Origin of the sequence: uncultured Arcobacter sp. (genome assembly GCF_937982575.1) — a bacterium.
GTDB lineage: Bacteria > Campylobacterota > Campylobacteria > Campylobacterales > Arcobacteraceae > Arcobacter.
In genome coordinates this window covers 271668-293791 of sequence record NZ_CALJLR010000028.1, presented here as the reverse complement: position 1 = coordinate 293791, position 22124 = coordinate 271668, and the positions used below count along the sequence as shown (strand labels likewise).

27 protein-coding genes are annotated in these 22124 nt (G+C 28.4%); 10 read left to right on the top strand and 17 right to left on the bottom strand.

What is annotated here, in order from left to right:
• Positions 1 to 58: 58 nt before the first annotated feature.
• The gene (locus Q0617_RS14705; protein ID WP_298754410.1) at positions 59 to 445 is read right to left on the bottom strand and encodes an ORF6N domain-containing protein; all 387 of its coding nucleotides are present in this window, start codon (positions 443 to 445) and stop codon (positions 59 to 61) included.
• Positions 446 to 606: 161 nt separating this feature from the next.
• Between Q0617_RS14705 and Q0617_RS14700 the strand changes: the two genes are divergently transcribed.
• Complete coding sequence (locus tag Q0617_RS14700; RefSeq protein WP_298754407.1) at positions 607 to 795, top strand: hypothetical protein; 189 nt, start codon at positions 607 to 609, stop codon at positions 793 to 795.
• Between the two features lie 5 nt (positions 796 to 800).
• Here Q0617_RS14700 and Q0617_RS14695 read toward each other — a convergent pair whose 3' ends face one another.
• Positions 801 to 1688 carry a radical SAM protein gene (locus tag Q0617_RS14695; RefSeq protein ID WP_298754404.1) on the bottom strand — a complete coding sequence of 296 codons (888 nt, stop codon included), beginning with the start codon at positions 1686 to 1688 and terminating at the stop codon, positions 801 to 803.
• Positions 1672 to 2115, bottom strand: coding sequence for a hypothetical protein (locus tag Q0617_RS14690; protein ID WP_298754402.1), 444 nt, complete (start codon positions 2113 to 2115; stop codon positions 1672 to 1674). The genes Q0617_RS14695 and Q0617_RS14690 overlap by 17 nt, the downstream gene beginning before the upstream one ends.
• Positions 2116 to 2215: 100 nt before the next feature.
• Between Q0617_RS14690 and Q0617_RS14685 the strand changes: the two genes are divergently transcribed.
• Complete coding sequence (locus Q0617_RS14685) at positions 2216 to 2839, top strand: DsbA family protein (RefSeq protein ID WP_298754400.1); 624 nt, start codon at positions 2216 to 2218, stop codon at positions 2837 to 2839.
• 3 nt (positions 2840 to 2842) lie between these two features.
• On the opposite strand, the gene Q0617_RS14680 is transcribed toward Q0617_RS14685, so the two are convergent.
• Together Q0617_RS14680 and Q0617_RS14675 are read right to left on the bottom strand one after the other, a co-directional pair.
• Positions 2843 to 3712: an ADP-ribosylglycohydrolase family protein gene (locus tag Q0617_RS14680; RefSeq protein WP_298754398.1), complete on the bottom strand. Its 870-nt coding sequence runs from the start codon at positions 3710 to 3712 to the stop codon at positions 2843 to 2845.
• A 12-nt stretch (positions 3713 to 3724) separates the two neighbouring features.
• Positions 3725 to 3991, bottom strand: coding sequence for a DnaJ domain-containing protein (locus Q0617_RS14675; protein ID WP_298754396.1), 267 nt, complete (start codon positions 3989 to 3991; stop codon positions 3725 to 3727).
• Positions 3992 to 4263: 272 nt separating this feature from the next.
• Here Q0617_RS14675 and Q0617_RS14670 point away from each other — a divergent pair, with 272 nt between their 5' ends.
• A complete protein-coding gene (locus tag Q0617_RS14670; RefSeq protein ID WP_298754394.1) occupies positions 4264 to 4734 on the top strand; it encodes a J domain-containing protein in 471 nt (156 codons plus the stop codon).
• 1 nt (position 4735) lies between these two features.
• Here the strand turns inward: Q0617_RS14670 and Q0617_RS14665 are convergent, their stop codons facing one another.
• Together Q0617_RS14665 and Q0617_RS14660 are read right to left on the bottom strand one after the other, a co-directional pair.
• Entirely contained in the window at positions 4736 to 5014 is a 279-nt protein-coding gene (locus tag Q0617_RS14665) for an antibiotic biosynthesis monooxygenase family protein (protein WP_298754391.1), read from the bottom strand.
• Between the two features lie 51 nt (positions 5015 to 5065).
• The gene (locus Q0617_RS14660; protein ID WP_298754389.1) at positions 5066 to 5458 is read right to left on the bottom strand and encodes a tautomerase; all 393 of its coding nucleotides are present in this window, start codon (positions 5456 to 5458) and stop codon (positions 5066 to 5068) included.
• A gap of 94 nt (positions 5459 to 5552) precedes the next feature.
• Between Q0617_RS14660 and Q0617_RS14655 the strand changes: the two genes are divergently transcribed.
• From Q0617_RS14655 to Q0617_RS14635, 5 genes are all read left to right on the top strand, one after another.
• Complete coding sequence (locus tag Q0617_RS14655) at positions 5553 to 6806, top strand: response regulator (protein WP_298754387.1); 1254 nt, start codon at positions 5553 to 5555, stop codon at positions 6804 to 6806.
• 65 nt (positions 6807 to 6871) lie between these two features.
• Complete coding sequence (msrA, locus tag Q0617_RS14650) at positions 6872 to 7453, top strand: peptide-methionine (S)-S-oxide reductase MsrA (RefSeq protein ID WP_298754386.1); 582 nt, start codon at positions 6872 to 6874, stop codon at positions 7451 to 7453.
• Positions 7454 to 7641: 188 nt separating this feature from the next.
• Complete coding sequence (gene uvrC / locus Q0617_RS14645; protein WP_298754384.1) at positions 7642 to 9474, top strand: excinuclease ABC subunit UvrC; 1833 nt, start codon at positions 7642 to 7644, stop codon at positions 9472 to 9474.
• An 18-nt stretch (positions 9475 to 9492) separates the two neighbouring features.
• Positions 9493 to 10515, top strand: coding sequence for an alanine racemase (locus Q0617_RS14640; RefSeq protein ID WP_298754383.1), 1023 nt, complete (start codon positions 9493 to 9495; stop codon positions 10513 to 10515).
• The gene (locus Q0617_RS14635) at positions 10512 to 11165 is read left to right on the top strand and encodes a tetratricopeptide repeat protein (RefSeq protein ID WP_298754381.1); all 654 of its coding nucleotides are present in this window, start codon (positions 10512 to 10514) and stop codon (positions 11163 to 11165) included. Before Q0617_RS14640 ends, Q0617_RS14635 begins: the two co-directional genes overlap by 4 nt.
• On the opposite strand, the gene Q0617_RS14630 is transcribed toward Q0617_RS14635, so the two are convergent.
• Together Q0617_RS14630 and Q0617_RS14625 are read right to left on the bottom strand one after the other, a co-directional pair.
• Positions 11162 to 11917, bottom strand: coding sequence for a molybdopterin-binding protein (locus tag Q0617_RS14630; RefSeq protein ID WP_298754379.1), 756 nt, complete (start codon positions 11915 to 11917; stop codon positions 11162 to 11164). The genes Q0617_RS14635 and Q0617_RS14630 overlap by 4 nt on opposite strands.
• Positions 11917 to 12486, bottom strand: a complete 570-nt coding sequence (locus Q0617_RS14625; protein WP_298754376.1) for an adenylate kinase — start codon at positions 12484 to 12486, stop codon at positions 11917 to 11919. The genes Q0617_RS14630 and Q0617_RS14625 overlap by 1 nt, the downstream gene beginning before the upstream one ends.
• Positions 12487 to 12599: 113 nt before the next feature.
• Between Q0617_RS14625 and Q0617_RS14620 the strand changes: the two genes are divergently transcribed.
• Positions 12600 to 13238, top strand: coding sequence for an adenylate kinase (locus Q0617_RS14620; protein ID WP_298754374.1), 639 nt, complete (start codon positions 12600 to 12602; stop codon positions 13236 to 13238).
• A 54-nt stretch (positions 13239 to 13292) separates the two neighbouring features.
• Here the strand turns inward: Q0617_RS14620 and Q0617_RS14615 are convergent, their stop codons facing one another.
• The 5 genes from Q0617_RS14615 to Q0617_RS14595 form a co-directional block, all read right to left on the bottom strand.
• Positions 13293 to 15023 carry a YgiQ family radical SAM protein gene (locus Q0617_RS14615; RefSeq protein ID WP_298754372.1) on the bottom strand — a complete coding sequence of 577 codons (1731 nt, stop codon included), beginning with the start codon at positions 15021 to 15023 and terminating at the stop codon, positions 13293 to 13295.
• Positions 15024 to 15824 carry a zinc ABC transporter substrate-binding protein gene (locus Q0617_RS14610; RefSeq protein ID WP_298754370.1) on the bottom strand — a complete coding sequence of 267 codons (801 nt, stop codon included), beginning with the start codon at positions 15822 to 15824 and terminating at the stop codon, positions 15024 to 15026. It abuts the gene before it with no gap.
• A gap of 56 nt (positions 15825 to 15880) precedes the next feature.
• Positions 15881 to 17632 carry an aspartate--tRNA ligase gene (gene aspS, locus Q0617_RS14605; RefSeq protein WP_298754368.1) on the bottom strand — a complete coding sequence of 584 codons (1752 nt, stop codon included), beginning with the start codon at positions 17630 to 17632 and terminating at the stop codon, positions 15881 to 15883.
• Between the two features lie 82 nt (positions 17633 to 17714).
• Positions 17715 to 18809 (bottom strand): hypothetical protein, encoded by a 1095-nt coding sequence (locus Q0617_RS14600; protein WP_298754367.1) that lies wholly within the window; start codon positions 18807 to 18809, stop codon positions 17715 to 17717.
• Positions 18806 to 19474, bottom strand: a complete 669-nt coding sequence (locus tag Q0617_RS14595) for a uracil-DNA glycosylase (RefSeq protein ID WP_298754366.1) — start codon at positions 19472 to 19474, stop codon at positions 18806 to 18808. Before Q0617_RS14595 ends, Q0617_RS14600 begins: the two co-directional genes overlap by 4 nt.
• 130 nt (positions 19475 to 19604) lie before the next feature.
• On the opposite strand from Q0617_RS14595, the gene Q0617_RS14590 reads away from it, so the two are divergent.
• Entirely contained in the window at positions 19605 to 19826 is a 222-nt protein-coding gene (locus tag Q0617_RS14590) for a hypothetical protein (protein ID WP_298754365.1), read from the top strand.
• A gap of 80 nt (positions 19827 to 19906) precedes the next feature.
• Here the strand turns inward: Q0617_RS14590 and Q0617_RS14585 are convergent, their stop codons facing one another.
• From Q0617_RS14585 to map, 3 genes are all read right to left on the bottom strand, one after another.
• The gene (locus tag Q0617_RS14585; RefSeq protein WP_298754362.1) at positions 19907 to 21031 is read right to left on the bottom strand and encodes a GGDEF domain-containing protein; all 1125 of its coding nucleotides are present in this window, start codon (positions 21029 to 21031) and stop codon (positions 19907 to 19909) included.
• Positions 21032 to 21132: 101 nt separating this feature from the next.
• Positions 21133 to 21354 carry a translation initiation factor IF-1 gene (infA, locus tag Q0617_RS14580; protein ID WP_013134930.1) on the bottom strand — a complete coding sequence of 74 codons (222 nt, stop codon included), beginning with the start codon at positions 21352 to 21354 and terminating at the stop codon, positions 21133 to 21135.
• 11 nt (positions 21355 to 21365) lie between these two features.
• The gene (gene map / locus Q0617_RS14575) at positions 21366 to 22124 is read right to left on the bottom strand and encodes a type I methionyl aminopeptidase (RefSeq protein ID WP_298754360.1); all 759 of its coding nucleotides are present in this window, start codon (positions 22122 to 22124) and stop codon (positions 21366 to 21368) included.

The window sequence follows — 22124 nt, the reverse complement described above, 5'->3', positions numbered from 1 at the left end:
GTAAACTCCTTTAAAATATTATTTTATAATTAGTAATTATTAACAAACCCAATCTGCTCTATTTTTTTAGCAAGTTATCATAAGTCAAGGCATATCTTCGTAATGCTGTAAAAGTTCTCATGATTTGAATATTGACTTCTATTGCAGTTTTACTACGAAGGACAGAAGAAAGCATTAATATCCCATGCTCAGTAAAAGCAAAAGGTAAAGTTCTAGTCATAGAAAAATTTGTGGTCGCAAAATGCGACCGCAATTTTTCATGTTCAGCCTCTGTTAATTGAAACATAAAATCTATTGGAAATCTTTCAATATTTCTTTTTACTTGTTCATTCAACCTTTTTGTCTCAACTTCATAAAGTTTTGCCAAGTCACTATCTAGCATAACTTTTTCACCACATATTGTATATATCTTTGAGTTTATTACCTCTATTGCTAGTTTTTCCATAAATATACTCCTATGATTTATGAAAGTATTTTAATATATTATTTTTATTAGACTATAAAATATTACAAATTGAAATTTGTTTATATATTTTCCAAAACTTTATTGACATTTATAATATAAAATAGTACCATCCTCTATATTTTATATAAGGAGTCATCAAAATGGCAAAGAAAAAAGAAGAAGAGAAAAAATTAAAAGCTAAAAAAGCTGCTAAGAAAAAAACACTTAAAAAAGAGAAAAAGAAAGTTATCAAAAAGAAAAAACTTGACAAAAAAAAGAAAGCAAAAAAAGCTTTAAAAAAGAAGAAAAAAGACTCAAAAAAGAAGTCTAAGAAAAAATCTAAAAAATAGTTAGATTAGAACCCTCGTAAAAACTTTGGGCGAAGCATAGAGTTATCTTCTATAGCTTCACCTAAAACCTTCAATAAATCATCCCTATCTTTTGGCAATGTTCCTTTAAGTGGTAAAGCATTTGAAGCATGATTTGACCTAAAAATTATTGGCTTTTTTGGACTTATTAGACTTATAAGTCTTTTTTGTTCTTCTAACATATCTTCATCGCTACAAAAAATAAACTCTTGATTCTTATCTTCAAATCTTTTGAAAAAAGCATCCTCTTTTGTGTGACTAACTCCAAGCTGTAAAGTTGATAAATAATTTATATGTTCACACTCATTGACTAGCTTTGCACTATCATCTATATGCTGTATAGATAAACTCTTTCCTCCAAGTCCTAATATTAGAGTTGCTGATATTTTCATGTTTGCATTTGTGGCTTTATTTAATCCCTCCACCATCTTAGATGGTTTCATAGGTTTATTTATATATTTTAATAACTCATGATTTCCACTCTCTATTCCATAATATACTAAGCTTAATCCATGTTCTCTTAAGTTATTTAATTCTTCTTGCGTTTTTTCTAAAAGATTATAAGGACTTGCATATGAAGCTACTCTTTGAAGTTTTGGAAATGTTTTTTTAAGATACTTCAAAACCTCTAATAAAAATGATGTATCACAAGCTAAGGCATCACCATCAGCTAGAAATACTCTTCTTGTATCTTGATAAATAGACAAACTATCTATCTCTTCAAATATTTGTTTTATATCTTTTATTTTAAAAGCTTTTGTTTCGTACATAGAACAAAAGCTACATTTGTTATAGCTACACCCTAAAGTAATTTGCAGTATTAGTGAGTTAGCTTCAGCTGGTGGTCTATAAAGAGGCTCATGATACATATTCATTTTCTGGAATACTTTTTAAATTTTTTTTCTCAAACATATATCTTTGAGAAGTTTTTATTGATAAATATCTAACAAGTAATAAAAATATAACAACACCTGCAATAACCATGATATTCCAGTTTAAACTACTTGCTAATAGTGCATCTATAGATTCTATTTTTTCATTGTTTATTTTTACAACATTTACAATCAACTCCCTAAGAGCTAATATTATAAAGGCATCAACTAATATGGTTAAAACAACTCTTTGTTCTCTTATATAGTTTATCACTGCACGTGTTATTTCTAAAAATATTATAAAATATAACATGTAGATAATAAACTCCATTAACATATTTAAAACAAGTGCTATCAAAAATAGACTTGCAGCTACTATAAGTTCAATATAAAATTTATCTCTGTAAAATCTACCTATAAATGTTTTCATAACATCTCCTTTAGATATAGTATTATATGGATATTTTATTTTATTTTACTTAATTTATAAATTTTACCTATTTAAAGATATTTAGTAGTAAAATAAGATTATGAAAAGTAAATTATATTATATACATGACCCAATGTGTTCTTGGTGTTATGCTTTTAAAAAAGATTATGACAAATTAAAAAAGAAACTACCTGCAAATATTGAATTGGTAAATATTGTAGGTGGGTTGGCAAAAGATACAGATGAACCTATGCCAAAAGATATGCAAGAAAAGATTGCATCAATCTGGCACGAAATAGAAAAGATGACAGGTGCAAAATTTAATTATGACTTTTGGAAAAAGTGCAAACCTAGACGAGCTACTTATTTAGCATGTAAAGCAGTGCTTTGCGCAAAAGAACAAAACAGAGAAAATGAGATGATTGATGCAATTCAAGAGGCATATTATCAAAAAGCGCAAAATCCAAGTGATGAAGAGACTCTTGTATCTTTAGCAAAAGATTTAAACCTGGATATGACTATGTTTCAAAGTGATTTGAAAAGTGAAAAAATAGATGAGTTATTTCAAAGTGATTTAGAAAAAAGAAGAGAGTTAAAAGTTTTTAGTTTTCCATCACTTGTATTACAGTATAAAAAAGAGCTCTACCCTATCAACATAAAATACAATGACGTTAATAAGATACTAAAACAAATTGAAAACTTAAGTTCAAATGTTTATTTCTAGATTTTAAGAAATATCTATTTGAACTTTTATTTTTGTAAGGTTTTTAGGAATTACTTTTAGTCCATATCTTGCTATAAAAAACATAGCTACAATCATTGCACGAGCTGAGTTATCACCACCTGCTTGTGCATTTTTTATCAAAGCTTCTTTAAAATTTGTATACTTACCTAAAAGATGTATAACTCCACCAAAAGCTTCGTCAATCCCACACGCTGGACCAAATTTTCTTATGGCATCAAAGGTTTCATCTTCTATTGAATATAAACCTTCGTTAACATATTTTTGTATAGTTGTTGAAAACTCATCTTTTCTCTCTTTTATTGCTTCCATCATCTCTATATTATCTAAAACATCAACTAAAACTTTGGCAAAAAATTTGGCACCTTCTACAACAATTGAAGAGTTGTGTGTTGCTCTTACAAATTTTTCTACATTTTGAAAAAATTGGTTTTTAGTTTTACTTATAAGTAATAAAGGTGCAATTCTTCCAATAACAGAGATATCTGTAGATGAGGAACCACAAGGAATAGCTTTGTTTGCATTTAGATTTTCTAAAGTAGTTTTTGTAGCTCCATCAATATAACCATCATATTTCTCCATTTTTTCTTTCCAAAAATGGATATATTGTTCTAGGTCAAAATTATCATTTTCAATTATGTATTGATATAAAAAATATAATTGGTCTCCATAATGCGTAAACTCACCAGCTTTTTTGCCTTTATGCCAAAGAGAACAAGCATTATTTAACTCTTCCCAATTAGTAGGTAAATTCTTCAGTTCTTTTTCGTCATATATCCAATGAGACCCTAAACAATATGAATCAGCAATTAAAGAGCCTAATACAAGCTCTTTTGCCTTTCTTTTATCAAACATTTTAGTTTCCTTTTACCTATTCCAATTTTTATAATTAGTAAATGATGGATATTGTTCTAAAAATTCCTCTTTTTCAAAAGAAAATTTATAGTTCTCAACGTAAGTTTTCAAAAGATTATATGCTTCATTTATCTCTCGAAACTTTTCATCACTTCCATCCACAGCGTCAGGATGATACTTTTTTGACAGTTTTAAATAGTTTTTTTTTAAACTCTTTTGATCAAGTTTAGTCAATATCCCTAAACTGTCAACTGCATTTTGAAATTCTTCATAGTCCATTATATTATCCTAAATATTATAATAATACCAAAAAAATTTAAATACTCATATAAATAATATTACTATCTTATAATTTAATTACTTATTAAGACAAAAAATCTCACACTTTAAAAATAATAAAAAAATTTAGTCACAAAGACAGCTATTCTGACTTTCAAGTTATAATTAGAAAAATATAATTTTATTTTTTATTTGATAGACTTATTCTTAATAAGACAAACAAATAAAAAAAGATATACTTCAAAATAAATTTACAAGGATTAATATTTTTTATGGGTAATATAGACTACTTTTTTTCTAGACTAATTCGATTTTCGATACTTTTTTTTATACTTTATCTAATATTTACTAACTTTGGTACTTTTTTAATAGTTATCTCTGTTATAGCTGTATTGATATTCTTTTTTATTTATACAAAAGTTAAAAAAATAAAAGAACAGGCAAGAACGCAAGGCTTCGAGTTTCATTTTAATGGAAGAAACTTTAAACAAGGCAATAATCAAGGTTTTAAATTTAACTATGAAGATTTTCAAAATGGCAATTTTAAAGCTCAGCCATCACATAATGAAGTTCAAAAAGCAAAAGATTTTTTTGGATTTACAAGTGAGCCCACACGAGAAGAGATAAAAAAAAGATATAAAGAACTAGCTAAAAAGTATCATCCAGATATAAATAACCATGGAGATGATTTAATGCAGGAATTAAATCATCATAAAGATGTTCTTTTAAATATTTATAAATAGTTTAAAGAATAGGTAAATTGTGTCTTTTTAAGACTAAGCCATCATAATATTTTTGAAAAGTTACATAAGCTTCACAAGAGAGTGAACTTGTGTATAACTCTTCACTATCCCACTCTTCATAAATTAAAAATTCATCATCACAATCATCAGATTTGTAAACTTCAAAATAAATACAACCCTTCATATCTAATAATGAATTTTTCAAATTGTATAGCTTTTTTTCTAAATCTTTCTCTTTAGTTTTTCTTGCCAAATAGATTGTCTGTTTTATAATACTCAATATTTCTCCTAAATTAAAAAAGAAATGTATCAAATATATGATTAAGATAACTTAAGCTAAAGGATCTTCACCACTCTCCCAAGAGGATAAATACTTTTCAATTAGATGAAAATCTTCACCCTCATGTTGAGTAAAAGTGATATATTGATTGCTATTTGGTATGTTAAACTCTTCACTTACAATACTCATATAAACCAAAGCTAACTCTCTTCTTTGTTCCATTGTTCGTCCTTGCCTAATATCTAAATTCATTAAGCAAACCTCTTCTCCCATCTCAACTCTACCAATGGATAAATTAAAAGGTTCATACTCTCTAATAGATATGGCTATATGGTAAGTTTGAGTATCCATGATTCTTGAAAAAGAATCTCTTATTTTTTTACAAAAACTTTTTTTACTTTGATCATCTATTTTTTTATTAATTTCAAACTGTAAGTGTGGCATATCAATCTCCTTAGTTTATAAAATTCTTACCAAATTATCTTTATATACAACTTTTATATAATTGTAATGTGCTATAATCTCACAAAGGATGTATATGCAAGAAATAAGCCAAAATATTAAAAACTTGAAAATCCTTTATGTAGAAGATGACCCAGAAGTTAGACAAAGACTTGAAAATCTACTTAAAAAAATTTCAGATTTTGTAGAAGTAGCCCAAGATGGTGAAGAAGCTTTCTTAAAAATTCAAGAGAATTTTGAAAATGAAACACCTTATGAGCTTATTATTACTGATCTTAATATGCCAAAATTAAATGGTATAGATATGGTTAAAAAAGTTAAATTACTTGATGATGATATTCCTATTATTTTAACAACAGCAGACAATGAAAAAGAGACCTTTTTAGAGTCTATTGAATTGGGAGTTTCTGCATATATTGTAAAACCTATAAATGTTGCAAAACTTTTTGAAAATATAAAAAAGATTGCACAAAAAATATATTACAAAAACCAATTTTATAAAAAACAAAAAGAGTTAGAGACCTATACAAATATAATAGAAAGTGTTGCCGTAATATCAAAAACTGATTTAAATGGTATCATAACTTATGTAGATGATGCTTTTTGTGAAGTTAGTGGATATACAAAAGAAGAACTTATTGGTCAAAATCATAATATAGTAAGACACCCAGAAAACCCAAAAGAGGTATATAAAAACCTCTGGGATACTATTCAAAGTGGCCAAAACTGGGAAGGAAAAGTTAGAAATATAGACAAACAAGGAAATCCTTGGTACGCAAAATCAACTATTTTCCCAATATTTGATGATAAAAATGAAAATATAATTGAATACATAGCTATTAGATTTATCATAACAGATGAATATGAAGAGAAAAGAGAACTAGCTTCACGGTTAATAAAAAATACAGTAACACATAAAAGTACAGTAAAAGATAACGAAACATTAAAAAATCAACTTATTTCTCAAAATGAGATAATAACTTCATTAAAAGAAAAAATAGAAAAAATATCAATCCAAAAACAAAAACTTTTATCCCAACTAAATGAATATGAAGATAATATTATCTACAAAAGTGGTGATAAAATGGAAATTTTAAAGAAAAAAAGTGAAGAGATAGCTTTAAAAAACAAAATAATTGAAAAACAAAAAAATGAAAAAAACAAACTTTTAGGAAAAATAGAAGAACTAGAACATATTCTTGAAATAAAAGAAAATGCAGTAGATACTTGCCGTGAGAACATAACAAAATATAAAATAGAACTTGGAAAACTAAAAAGAACTAAAAATGACCAAGAAGATAAAGATGAAAAAAAAGGCTTTTTTGGATAAAACCTTATTACTTTAATACATAGAGAATACACAAAAAAACTTTATAATTAAGCCAAAGGAATAATATGAAATATTTTATACTTATTTTGGCAGTTATTACACTGTTGTATGCAGCATCATTTTCAAAAGATGATTCAATCAAACATAAAACCTATCCTGAAAATAGCAAAAGTGCTTATTTTGCAGGAGGATGTTTTTGGGGAGTTGAGTACCACTTTGAAAAACAAATAGGCGTTTTGGATGCCATTAGTGGCTATATGGGTGGTACAGTTGAAAATCCTGATTATTATGGTGTAGTTCGTGGAAATACAGGTCATCTAGAGAGTGTTCGAGTTGTCTATGACCCTAGTAAAACAAGCTTTGAAAAACTTGCCAAACTCTTTTTTGAGATTCATGATATGGAGCAAACAAATGGACAAGGTCCAGATATAGGAAGTCAATATCTCTCTGCAATTTTTTACAATGATGAAAAAGAGAAACAAACCGCACAAGAACTTATAGAAATACTAACTCAAAAAGGATACAAAGTAGCAACTTCACTTAAAAAAGCGGATAAGTTTTATAGCGCAGAAGGATATCATCAAGATTATTATCAAAGAAAAGGTTCCTTGCCCTACTGTCATGTTTATAAAAAGATTTTTGATTAACTAAAATACTAAAAAATTAAAAAACTTTTTAAATCATTAGATTTTAAAATAGTTCAAGGCGAAAATATCAAAATTTGAGGAGCATACTAAAGTATGTGACGAATGTTTTTATATTTTCAACGCAGAAATATGAAGAAAAATGATGATTAAAAAAGCTTTTGAAAAGGTTTTTTGGTATAATCCCACTTATGAACCTAGAAGAAAAACTCAAACAACTCCCTTCTGATGCAGGAGTATACCAATACTTTGATGAAGCTGGACATCTTTTATATGTAGGAAAAGCAAAAGTTCTAAAAAATAGAGTTAAATCTTACTTTAAATTTACCCCTCAACTTAGGCCTTCTGAAAAACTAGGTCCTAGAATTTTCAAAATGATTAGTGAAGTAAAATCCTGTGAATGGATTGTAGTACCAAATGAACACGATGCACTAATTTTAGAAAATTCTCTTATTAAACAGTTAAAACCAAAATATAATATTCTTCTTCGTGATGATAAAACCTATCCTTATATTTATGTGGACTTAAATGAGGATTTTCCAAGATTAGAGATTACAAGAAAAGTTTTAAAAGGTGCCAATATAAAATATTTTGGTCCATATTCAAGTGGAGCAAGGGATATTTTAGACTCTATTTATGAGACTTTTCCACTTGTACAAAAAAAAGCTTGCATAAAAGGTAAAGAGGCTTGCCTTTTTTTCCAAATCAAAAAATGCTTAGCACCTTGTGAAAATAGAATTACAAAAGAAGAGTATGCAAAAATTTTAAATAACTCTATGGAGTACATCTACAACAAATCAAAACTGCTAACAAAACTAAAACTAAAAATGCAAGAGTACTCAAATGATTTTCGTTTTGAAGAGGCTATGAAGATAAGAGATAGAATCAAAACTATAGAAAAATCAGAAATAAAAACAGGTATGGATTTAGCAACAAATGAAAATCTTGATATTTTTGCTATCAAAAATTCTAAAACTAAAGCAGTGATTGTAAGAATGTTTATACGAGATGGGAAGCTAGCCTCTTCATCCCATGACTTTTTAAAAGTTACTCTTGAAGATAATGAAGATTTTGATTTTAATGAAGCGTATAAAAGAACACTAATAAACTACTATTCAAATGAGATGCCAATAATCCCAAAAGAGATCTTACTTGCTAATGAAATAGATGAAGTAGAAGATATGGAAGAGTTTCTAAAAACAAAATTTTCTAAAAAAATAAATATTATTAATCCAAAAGTTGGAAAGAAAAAAGACTTGATGCAGATAGCTTTAAATAACTGTGACGAGCTTTTAAGAATAGATAGTGCAAAAAGTTCCAATACACTTTATGAAGAGATACAAAAGCTATTTAATTTGAGTCAAACTCCTTTAAGAGTAGAAAGCTTTGATAACTCACATATGATGGGGCAAGCTACTGTTGGAGCTATGGTTGTTTGGGATAATGACAAGTTTATAAAAAGTGATTTTAGACACTACAACTTAGAATCCCACGATGAATATTCACAAATGAGAGAAATGCTTATAAGAAGAGTCGAAAGCTTCGATAAAAACCCAGCACCTGATTTGTGGATAATAGATGGTGGTTCAACATTACTTAAACTAGCCTACGATATCGTCCAATCAGTTGGAGTTAACCTTGATATTATTGCAATTGCAAAGGAAAAGATTGATTTTAAAGCTCACCGGGCAAAAGGAGCAGCAAAAGATATTGTTCACTTTAAAAAAGAAGGAGAGTTTACATCAATAAAACTTCTAACATCGGATAAAAGATTACATTTTGTACAAAGACAAAGGGATGAAGCTCACAGATTTGTTATAAACTACCATAAAAAACAAAAAAGAGCAGAAGATAAACAAATCTCACTTTTAAATATAAAAGGTATTGGAGAAGCTAAGGTTAAAAAATTACTTCTTTATTTTGGAACTTTTGAAAATATAAAATCTGCCACTATTGAAAATCTCAAAGAGGTTTTAAATGAAAAAGATAGTATTCTAATATCAAATCATTTTAATCAAAACTAAAATAACAAGGTTACGTTATTGTCTAAAATAATTATAAACAAAAAAAATTATTTTCATAATTTAAGTATAATTTCAAGTAAAGCTGGCTCAAAAGATAAGGTTGCTGTAGTGTTAAAAGATAATGCATACGGACATGGACTTATAGAAATAGCATCAATGGCGAAAGAGTTTGGTATAAAAAAAGCTGTCGTAAAAAACCTTAAAGAAGCATTAAAAATCAAAGATTATTTTGAAAAGATTTTAATTTTATCAGATAATAATATTACTACTTATTCACATACTTTTCACATTGTTGTTAATGATATTAAAAAAATATATCAACTCCCCGAGAATACGAACGTTCATCTTAAAATTGACACAGGTATGCATAGAAATGGTATATCTAAAAATCAACTTAAAGAGGCTATTCAAGGGCTTTCTAGCCAAAACTTAAACTTAACTGGAGTCATGACTCATCATAGAAGTGCAGATAAACTTTCTTGTGAATATTATTGGCAAAGAAGTGAATTTAAGCTTATAAAAGAAGAAGTAATAAAGATATGTGAACAACTTTTTTTACCCCTACCTATGTTCCATTCTTGTAACTCTGCTGCACTATTTAGAACAGCAAATTTTGATGATGATTTTGCTAGAGCTGGAATAGCAACTTATGGATATATAGAAAATGATTTAGCCTTTGATAAGATAGATTTAAGACCAGTTTTATCACTTTGGGGTGAAAAAATATCAACAAGAGTTCTTAAGAAAAATCAAGCTATTGGATATGGTGGAACATATAAAGCTTACAAAAATGTGACAGTTTCAACATATGATATAGGTTATGGAGATGGTTTTTTAAGAATTAATGAAAATCAACACTACCAAACTCCAAAAGGATATAAAGTATTAGGAAGAGTCTCAATGGATAGTTTATCACTTGATAGTGATGATGAAAAAGTTTGTATTTTTGATGATGCAAAACCATTAGCTAAAATACATAATACAATTTCTTATGAAATAATTACAACCTTAAGTACTGAATTAGAAAGGGAGATAAAATGATTAAATATATACTATTGATTTTTTTAACTATTAGTTTAGCTGCACAAGAAGATATTTCACAAAGCAATGAAAACAATAAAATGGCACAACAAATAAAAGATTATCAAGAAGCTGCACTTAATGATGATCCAGAAGCTTACTTTCAACTAGGAAAGATTTATTTTGAGGGTAAATACGTTTTTAAAGACTATTTAAAAGCCTTAGAGTATTTTAGTGCTGCTTCATATTTAGGGCATATACAAGGGACATATAATCTAGGACTTCTTTATCTAAGTCAAAGAACACCATTTCATGATGCAAAAAGAGCTTTATCATACTTTCTAGAACTTGCAAGAAAGGGTCATGCTCCATCACAAAATAGAGTTGGCATGTATCTAACAGCAGGTATAATTTTAGAAAAAGATTTCAAAGAAGCTGTAAAATGGTATGAAGCCTCTTCAAAACAAGGTTATATAAATGCCCAATGTAATTTGGCTTTTATGTATGCATCAGGAAAAGGTGTTTGGCAAAATATGGGTAGAGCACATGCCTTTGCAAAACCTGGATATAAAAAAGGATACAAGCTTTGTGTAAAAGTTTGGGAAGATTTTGATTTAGATAAATATCCTGAGGATAAAGGCTTTAAATTTAAATTTTATAATGAACCTTAATCCACATCTTTTAATTCATACTCTATTTTTTGTTTATCCAAAAACAGTGTAAACATCGAGAAATCATCATCTAACTTTTTCTTATCTTTTGAGGATAGTGATAAAACAACTTTTCTTTTATTATCAATAATTTTAGGTAAAGATGATAACTCAACTTCATTTGAAATTTTTTTCATAATATCAATTAAGTCATTTTCTCCACAAATAGCTGTTAATGTTAATCTAAATTTTTCTATATCATTTTTTTTATAGTATTTATCAAGTGCTTCTATAATCATACTTTGACTCATAGTTGGAAAACCTGGGGTAAAGAAGAATCTATTTTCTAAATAAAATCCTGGGACATTATTTACTACATTTTTTAAAAGCTTTGCATTAATTGGTAGATGTGCCATCTCAATCCTATGAGGATAAGCTTCATCTTTAAACTGCTTTATAATTAACTCTTTTGCTTTCTCATGATACTCTGTTTGTCCATCTGTAAAAACTTCAGCAGCTATTTGTCTAGTATAATCATCAGGAGTAGCTCCAATGCCACCAAAACAAAACATTACGCTAGTTTTATCAGCTTTTATAAGTCTAAAGATGTTTTTCATCAAGTTTGTATCATCTTCAATAACAAAAGATGCTTTATGTGTCCAACCTCTTTTAAGAAGTTGTTCATTTAAAAAAGAGAAATGGGCATCTTTTCTCCGCCCATTTAAAAGCTCAGTTCCAATAATAACTGAGTAAAAGTTAAAATCTTTTTGCATTATATTCTTGATTGAATAAAATCATCTATTTCTTCTACAATTTCTTCAATAGTTCTCTCACCATTAATTTTTTGTAAAAGATTTTTTCTACAATAGAATTCTTGAATCTCAGCTAAAGGATCAGTATAAACTTTCATTCTATTATTAAATACTTCAACATTATCATCAGCGCCTCTTGCACGACCTAAAACTCTTTCACATGCAACTTCTTGCGAAACTTCTATTTCAATAACATTTGCTAATTCAACCTCAGTTTCATTTACTAAATATTTATTAAGCTCATTCATTTGTTCAAAACTTCTTGGATAACCATCAATAATCACAACACTTGTAGAAGCTTTTTTTATTGCACCTAAAATTGTCTCAATAGCTATATCAATTGGTACTATAGCACCTACGCTGATATACTTATCAATTATTTTTCCTCTTTCACTTCCGCTTGTTACTTCTGCTCTAAACATGTCTCCAGTTGAATAATGAGTGATATTATCATGTTTTGCTGCTATTAATTCTGCATCAGTAGTTTTGCCACTTCCTGGTGCTCCAATAATCAAAAATAGTTTTTTCATTTATGCCCTTAGTCCAATTTACGTGAGCTGATTATATCTAAATTGATTTAAAATTTTTATTTGTTATTAAAAGCTTTTTGAATACAATACAAAAAAACTAAGGAAAGTAAACTATGAATTTAATGCTATTTGGTGCACCAGGAGCGGGTAAAGGAACACAAGCAAAATTTTTAATTGAAAAGTATGGTATTCCTCAAATCTCTACAGGAGATATTTTAAGAGCAGCTATTGCTGATAATACAGATATGGGAATGGAAGCAAAAAAATTCATGGATGAAGGAAAGTTAGTTCCTGATTCAACAATTATTGGTATTATAAAAGATAGATTGGCTGAAGATGACTGTAAAAAAGGTTTTATCCTTGATGGTTTTCCAAGAACATTAGCTCAAGCACAGGCTTTAGATAAACTAATGGCAGATATGGAAATATTACTTGATAAAGTAATCTCATTAGATGTTCCAGATGAACTAATTGTTGGAAGAATTACAGGAAGAAGAGTTTGTTCTAAATGTGGAGCTTCATTTCATGTAGAATTTAATCCTTCAAAAGAAGAAAATGTATGTGACTACTGTGGTGGAGAGCTTATCATTAGAAAAGATGATAATGCAGAGACTGTTAAAAGTAGACTTGAAGCATACCATGCACAAACAGCACCACTTATTGATTTTTATACTGATATGGGTGTATTTGTTGAACTTGATGGTACAAAAGATGTATCAGAAGTAACTAAAGATATGATTGCTGCACTTTAGAAAATAACTTAAAAAAATAAAAAAGGGCAAAACTTATAAGTTTTGCCCTTTTTTTTAGCTTTGAAAACTAGCACCGCCAGATTTTCTTCTTTGGTAATAACTCTTGTCAATTACTATATCTTTTTGTTTCTCTTTTCTTTTTGTATCTTTTTCAACAAATATCTTTTTTCTAGTAACTGGATCTAATTCAGTATAATACATAACACTAGAGTATGTTCCCGGAGTTGGAGTGAATACTTGAGCTTGTTCTGGATTCATTTTTAATTCATGTTTTGTAAAATGCTTAAGTTCATGCATATCTTTTTCTTCACATCCTGGATGTGCTGCTATTAAATAGTATGTTAAAAACTGCTGTTTTCCAGCCTCTTTATTTAATCTATCATACATCTTTTTAAACTCAATCAAAGGTTCTTTTCCTGGTTTTCCCATAAGTTTCAAAACCCTATCTGAGGTATGTTCAGGTGCTACTTTCATCTGTCCTGATATGTGATGATTTACAAGCTCTTTTAAGTACTCATAACCATGTTTTTTATCCGCACTTATAAAATCATATCTTAGGCCTGATGCTACAAAAGCTTTTTTTATTCCAGGAACTTTTCTAATATTTTGCAAAAGTTTTAAATGTCTTGAGTGGTCTACTTTCATTACTTTACAAAGCCTATCAAAATCTACACATCTTATATCGTCACAAGTACCTTTTTTAAGCTTTTTACCACACTCATAACCATACATATTAGCAGTTGGCCCACCAACATCAGAGATAATTCCTTTAAAATCTTTGTACGTTGTAAACTCTTTTGCTTCTTTTAAAATATTTGCTTCACTTCTTGTTCGTATTGTTCGTCCTTGATGAACCCCAATAGCACAGAAATTACACTCTCCCCAACAGCCATGATGAGTCTGTATAGAAAATTTTACAGTCTCTAAACACTTTACTTTACCTTCAGGTACATGATATGGATGTAACTCACGAACATATTTAAAATCTGCAATATAATCCATCTCTTTTTCATCTAAATAGTCACAAGGAGGATTTTGAATTAAATATCTACTATCTATTTGTTGACAAAGTCCATTTGCGTTTATTGGGTCATTGTTTTGATAAAAATGGTCAAATAAATCTATATATTTATTTTTGTCTTTCAAGCACTCATCATGACTTGGAAGTTCAATATAATCTTCATTTGCTTCTTTTGATATATAACAAACTCCCCTAACACTTCTTGGATCTTCACCATTTGCTAAGGCATTTGTAAAATCCCTTATTGCTATTTCTCCCATGCCATAGATTAGATAATCAGCTTTTGCATCAAATAAAATTGGTTTTTTTAATTTATTTGTCCAGTAGTCATAATGTGTAACTCTTCGCAGACTTGCTTCTATACCACCAAGTACGATGGGAACTGTATTTTTAAAATGACGTCTTATGAGATTTGTATAGACTAAGGTAGCTCTATCTGGCCGTTTGTTGTTTTTTCCACCTGGTGTATAATCATCACTATTTCTAAACTTCTTAGTTGCTGTGTAGTTTGAAACCATAGAATCAATACTTCCACCACTAACACCCCAATAAAGTTTAGGTTCACCTAGTCTTGTAATATCACCATTTTCTAAATTTGGCTGTCCTATAATTCCTACTTTATAACCTAAGTCTTCAAGTATTCTTCCAACAACAGCAACACCAATAAATGGAGAATCAACGTAGGCATCTCCAGAGATTAAGATAACATCTAATTGTTCCCAACCAAGTTTGTCCATCTCCTCTTTTGTAGTGGGTAAAAACATTTATTCCTCTTTTTTAGAGGCTATCTTATCGGAAAGAACAAATAAATCAGAAAACCAATTATATGAGTAAATATCAGAATGTATAACTTCCATATTGTTTGCATTTGACCAGGTATTATAGACTTCATAATTTATGCTACTATCAACTATAAGGTATTTTATATTTTTTTCTTTGCTTAATCTAAAAACTTCAGTAAATCTAGGACCACTTAATACCTTGTTTTCAGCTCTATAATATCGAACATCAAATCTTCTTAAAAAGTAATCTAGTTTATTGTTGAATACCATAACTGCATTTGTTGAATAAAAAAGAGTATCTTTTAGCCTTAAAAATATTTTATCTAATTCTCTCATCAAGGTTTCATGATTTGATTCAAAGTATTCTTTATTTTCAGGGTCATTTTTAATTAATGTTTCAAGCATTACTTTTGTAACTTCTCTTACTCTTAATGGGTCTAACCAAAAGTAAGGGTTTTTTTTACCATCATTATAAAGCATCTCTACATTTTTACTAGTATCCACAACTTTAATTTCATCATTAAATTCAAGTAACTTTTTTGCATATGCTTTCTCTGAAGGAAGCCCTATTGTAAAATATACATCAGAAAAAGCAAATTTCCTAAAATGCACATGGGGTAACTCTTTTGTAAAGTCAACATTCTCATAAATAGTTTTAACTTTTATTTTACTTTGCCCAATTCTCTCTAAAAAGAACTTTTGGGGCTCAATTGTTACAGTGTATATAACTCTTGCTAAAAGTGAAGATGATAAAAGGATTAGTATTAAAATTAATTTTTTCATTATAGTAGTGTATAAAAAAGAAGTTAAAACTTCCTTTTTATAAAAAACTAATATCCTTAGATATTAGCTTGTTTTCTGATTCTTATGCTTAACTCTTTTAGTTGTTCATCATCAACAACACTTGGAGCCTTTGTCATAAGACATTGTGCTCTTTGAGTTTTAGGGAAAGCTATAACATCTCTAATAGAATCAGTTCCTGCTAAAAGCATAATCATTCTATCAAGTCCCATAGCAAAACCACCATGTGGAGGTGCACCAAATTGTAAAGCATCTAATAAGAAACCAAATTTCTCTTGTGCTTCTTCTTCACTTATTCCCATTAAAGAGAAAACTTCATTTTGAATATGCTCTTTATGAATTCTTATACTTCCACCACCTAATTCTGTACCATTTAATACAATATCATAAGCGATTGATTCAATCTCTTCAAGATTATCTTTATTTAAATCTTTTGGCATAGTAAAAGGATGATGCAGTGCTTTAATTTTACCCTCTTCTACTTCAAACATAGGAAAATCAACAACCCATACAAACTCAAATGTATCTGCTGGGATGATATCCATTTGCTCAGCTAAATAAAGTCTAAATCTTCCCATATAGTCCCAAACTACCTTTTTATGACCTGCTCCAAAGAATACAACGTCACCAATTTCTAGTTCAGTTACTTTAACAATCTCTTCTAAATCTGCTTCACTAAAGAATTTTGTTAATGGACCTTTTAATCCATCCTCTTTCATTTGAAAGTATCCTAAACCTTTAGCTCCAAATTTTCTAACATAATCCTCAAAACCTTTCATTTGTCTTTTAGAAAATAGATTATCTCCATTTGGACATTTGATTGCTTTGATTCTATTGTGTGCTTTATCTTTTGCGATATCTGCAAAGATTTCATTTGTACTATTAGCAAAGATATCAATTACATCTACCATTGGCATATCAAATCTTAAATCAGGTTTGTCACTTCCGTATGTTTCCATAGCTTGGTTATATGTAATTCTTGGGAATGATTGAGGAACATCTTTACCACAAGCTTTAAATGTATCGTGGATAAGTTTTTCAGCTACTTTGATAACATCTTCTTGAGTACAAAAACTCATTTCAACATCTATTTGAGTAAACTCTGGCTGTCTATCAGCTCTTAAATCTTCATCTCTAAAACATTTTGCGATTTGGAAATATTTATCAAAACCACTTACCATAAGTAGTTGTTTAAATAGTTGTGGAGATTGAGGTAATGCATAAAACTCTCCACCATGAACTCTTGATGGAACTAAATAATCTCTTGCACCTTCTGGAGTAGATTTTGTTAAGATTGGTGTTTCAACATCTAAAAAGTCTAATTCGTTTAAACAGTTTCTAATAGCAATATTTGCAGTACTTCTTAATTTAAAAATATCATAAGATTTTGTTGTTCTAAGTTCCAAGAATCTATTTTTTAATCTAATCTCTTCATTTACTTTTTCATCACCTAAGTCAAATGGCATTGGCTTTGATCTGTTTTCAATAATCAAATTAGTTAATATAATCTCTATTTTTCCAGTAACTAAGTTTGGATTTTCTAATCCCTCACCTCTTTGTCTTACTTTTCCTGTTGCAATTAGAACAAATTCATCTCTAACTTTTTCTGCAACTTCTAAGGCATCTTTACAATCAACAGGATCAGCAACAAGTTGTACTAATCCACCCTTGTCTCTTAAATCAATAAAAATAATACCACCATGATCTCTTCTACTGTTTACCCAACCAGCAACAGTAACTTCTTGACCAATAAGTGATTCAGTAACTTCTGTACAATAATGCGTTCTCAATTCATGCTCCAAAACAGGGCTAATGCCCTTTATAAATTATCCGCGATTATATCCAAAAGTTGTTAAGAGTTTTTTTAAAGTGTTAGTTATGTTCCAATTTTTTGAAACTAGCCTCAGTACTGTAGTATAAATATGTATTATAAAGTACTTCATTATTTACAATATTATTTTTAATCAAAGCATCTCTATTTTTAGAAAACAAGTAGTCAATTCCTATTAAAGTTGAATAATTTACCCAATTATACTTCACATCAGTATCAAGTAAAGTTAGTAACTCTGTAAGTCTATCATCTGTATTTTCAATAGAATTTGCAAAAAATAAGTTTAGTCTATCTTCATATTGAGTTAGGGATAAAATCAAAGGATCAAAATTTTGTTGAGTAGTCATAATAGCGCCATTTTGAGTCTCATATGCATACAATTGAGAAAGAATAATTGATGCTTTTACAATTGTAGTATTTAACATAAGATTTGTATGTTTTAAGTTCTCGTTGGTAACCATCTCTTTAAAATTATTATTACTTTGTAATATTTTTTGATTTACTAGTACTTGAGGAACTAAACCTTCATAAATATTTTTTAATCTATAACCAATACTAGAATCTTCATAAAACTGAGTATTACCTCCATTTGATAATTCTAAAAGCTTTTTCATCTGGTTTTCATATGAAATTGCCCCATAAATAAAATTTGATGTATTTTTATAATAAGATTCACTTTTACTAATTAGTGGAAAATATATTTCCATATTACCAACAGAAGAGATATTATTTACAGTTGCCAAAGAGTTTTTTGTAAATAAAGCTATAACTTTTTTGTAGCCTTTATTTTTTACTTCATTTAAAGTGTTATATATATTTTCAATACTTTCATCTTCACTATCAAATGATTCAATTTCAAATTTACTATTTTGAAAAAGTAAATATCCAATAACACTATTTATAGTACTATTTCCATACTTTCCAACAACCTTTGAAGGGAAAACAACTGCTATTCTAAAGTTTCCATCTTCATCTAAGTCATTATTCTTTAAATAATCTGGCGTAGTTTTTATATAAGTGTAAGATGAGCTTTGTGTATTCTCATTCGCACTTTCAGATTTTGGTAAATTTATCTCTTTATTATTACAAGCAGTAAATAAAAAAAGTATCGCTACAAAAAGGTAAAATTGTTTCACATCTGCTCCATAATTGCTTTAATTTTTAATAAATCTTCGTATGCCTCACCTTTTGATGAAGGATTTCTAAGAAGATAACTTGGTTCATAAGTGCACATAATATCTAAATCATTATTACGTATAACTTTACCTCTAATTTCACTAAAAGCTGTGTTATCATTAGTAAAATACCTATATACACTCTCTCCCAAAATCACAATAAGTTTTGGTTTAATCAGTTCAATTTGTTTATCTAAGTAGGATTTACAAAAATTTACATGTTCATGTTTTATTTCACTATTAGGAGATATACATTTAACAATATTTGTAATATAGACCTCTTCACAATTGACTTTTAAAACTTTTTCAATCATATTTTTTAGCAAATCTCCTGACTTACCAACATAAAATGTTCCACATTCATCTTCGCTAATAGTAGGTGACTCTTTTAAAAACATAATATTTGAATCTATATTGCCACTACCAAATAGTACATTTTCACGATATTTTGAAAGTTGACACAAATAACAGTTTTTTACTAACTCTTCTAGTTTATTAATATCTTCTGGCAACTCCACTTGTTCGTTATTACTATTTTGGAAATTAATATTTTGTCCATATTCATAACCAATAGATTTTAAAAAATTAAGCTGATAGAGTAATCTATTTTGTAATATTTTTGTCATATGAGATTGTACATAATTATCCCTTTTTTTATAATTTGTTCAAATAATTGGAACAAATTATAAATATTACTTGACAAACGTTCCAAATAGTTGTACAATTTTAAAAGTAAGATATTTCATAGGATTAATTATGACAGCACCAAGTTTAAGAAAATTAGAGAATGATTTAAAAATAAATAAAACAACATTGCATAATTGGAAGAAAAGTAGACCTAAGCTTTTTGAATTTATAATTGATTCATATAAAGACAAAGAGATGTTAAAAAAGAATTTAAATCTTTTAATACAACAAAAGAAAATATTGGAAGAGGAGATTAGTTTAACACAACAAAGAGTAATGGAAAATATTTAGTACTTATTTTTATGGAGCTTTAGTTTTTTGCATACTTTTAAATTGCGCTAGCATGAAACTAGGCTTCATAGATATGAGTATTATGATAAAGTTTTTGAATCATCGAAAATAATTTTATTTCTACCTTCATGTTTTGCTTTATAAAGCAATATATCTGCATATTTTATAGCATCTTCATATGAATTATATTTTGACCTAAAAGATACACCTGCTGAAAAATTAACTTTTATTTTTGTTTTTTCATTATATATAAATTTGTGACTATCAACTATCTCTTTGACTCTTTTTATATATTTGAAAACTTCATCTTCTTTAGTATAGTTTATCAAAGTAACAAACTCTTCGCCACCATATCTGCAAATAACATCTTCATCTCTCATCATCTTTTTCAATATAGTAGAAAACGTTTTTAATACAACATCACCACAATCATGACCATACTCATCATTTATCTCTTTGAAGTTATCTATATCTATAAATATAATTGCATAATCAGAGTTAAAAGTTATATATCTATTTTCAACTTTTAAAACAACTGAGGTATACCCTCTTCTATTTAATACACCAGTTAAAAAGTCAATATCTTTTTCAACTTTTAATTTTTCTAAATCTTTTTGTAGTTTTTTAATATTTTTATCAAGTTTATGACACTCGTCTTTTCCTCTAGCTAACTCTTTTTTTGAATCGCTCAGGTTAGTTTGTAAGTCATAAATAACATCTGATAATTTTGCATGCAAAAGCTTCATCTCTCTATTTGAGTGTTCTGATATTTCAAGGGATGCTAAATCATCTTTAATATTTTCTATTTTTTCATTTGAATTATTACTTACAATTAGTGATTTTTCATACTCTTTAAGTAATAGTGATATAAATTTTTTTGTATCTTCTGATTTTGATTTAAGTGTTAATCTATCTAAATCTACCCTTTCGTTGGTAATATTTACTAGTTTATTAATCATTGAATCTTCATCAAGTTTTTCAGGGCTTTTCATTAAATCAAAAACAACTTCTTCTATTTTATGATAAATTGTTTGATCTATTGAAGGTTTTAGTAGTTCGGGTAAGTAAGTTATAAATTTTAGTATTTCTATATTTTGAAGTTGAGATTTTGTGTTATGTAACATCTCTTTTGATATAAAACTTGAACTAGAGTTTGGTTGTGTACTAACTTCTAACTCTTCATTATTATCAATATCTTTTTGCATTATTTGTCCATTACTAATATAGGTGTGAAGATTATATCAGTAAGTTTTTAAAATAAGCTAAAAAAAAGAAAGTATTAATTTAATACCTTCTTATTTTCTAACTACTTATATCGGTGAGTAATTCTACCCTTATCTAAAGAATAAGGAGTAATTTCTACTTTTACCTTATCATTTGGTAAGATTTTTATGTAGTGCATTCTCATTTTTCCAGATATATGGCATAAAACTACATGCCCATTATTATCCAATTCAACTCTAAACATTGCATTAGGTAAAGCTTCAATTACTTTACCATCAATTACAATTACATCATCTTTTGCCACATTTTTTCCTTCTATGCATCGCTTAAAATTACTGCTTTTCCGTCGATAACAGCAACTGTATGTTCATAATGACTAGCTCTTAACCCATCTTTTGATACAACATCCCAATTATTATCTAAAATAACTGGTTCTCTATCTTTTTGACAAATCATCGGTTCCAAACAAAATACCATTCCATTTTTAATTTTAGGTCCAGATTTGATATTTGGTGTCTCTACATAATTAGGGATTTCTGGTTCACAGTGAGGTTTTTTACCAATTCCGTGTCCACAAAATCTAATTAATGGTTGATATCCTCTTTCTACAATAAATTGCTCTATTGCGTAAGATAACTCTTTAAATCTCATACCTTCTTTTATAATATCAATAGCGTAATATAACGCATCTTTTGAACAAGCAATTAATTCCTCATCCTCTTTTGATATTTTTCCAATAGGCATAGTAATGGCAGCATCACCATACCAACCATCAATTTCAGAACCAATATCTATTCCTAAAATATCACCCTCTTGTAAAATAGTATTTGATGGTATTCCATGAATTACTACTTCATTAAGAGATGTACATACTGCATTTGGGAAACCATAAAGGCCTTTAAATGAAGGTCTAGCACCTAAGTCTTCTAAATATTTATCACCCATAGCATCAACTTCAAGTAAAGTCATACCTGGTTTAACATTCTCTTTTAAATACTTTAAAGTCTTCGCAACAGCAACACTTGCTGTACGAAGCTTTTCTATTTCATTTGATTTTCTTAATGGAATTGCCAT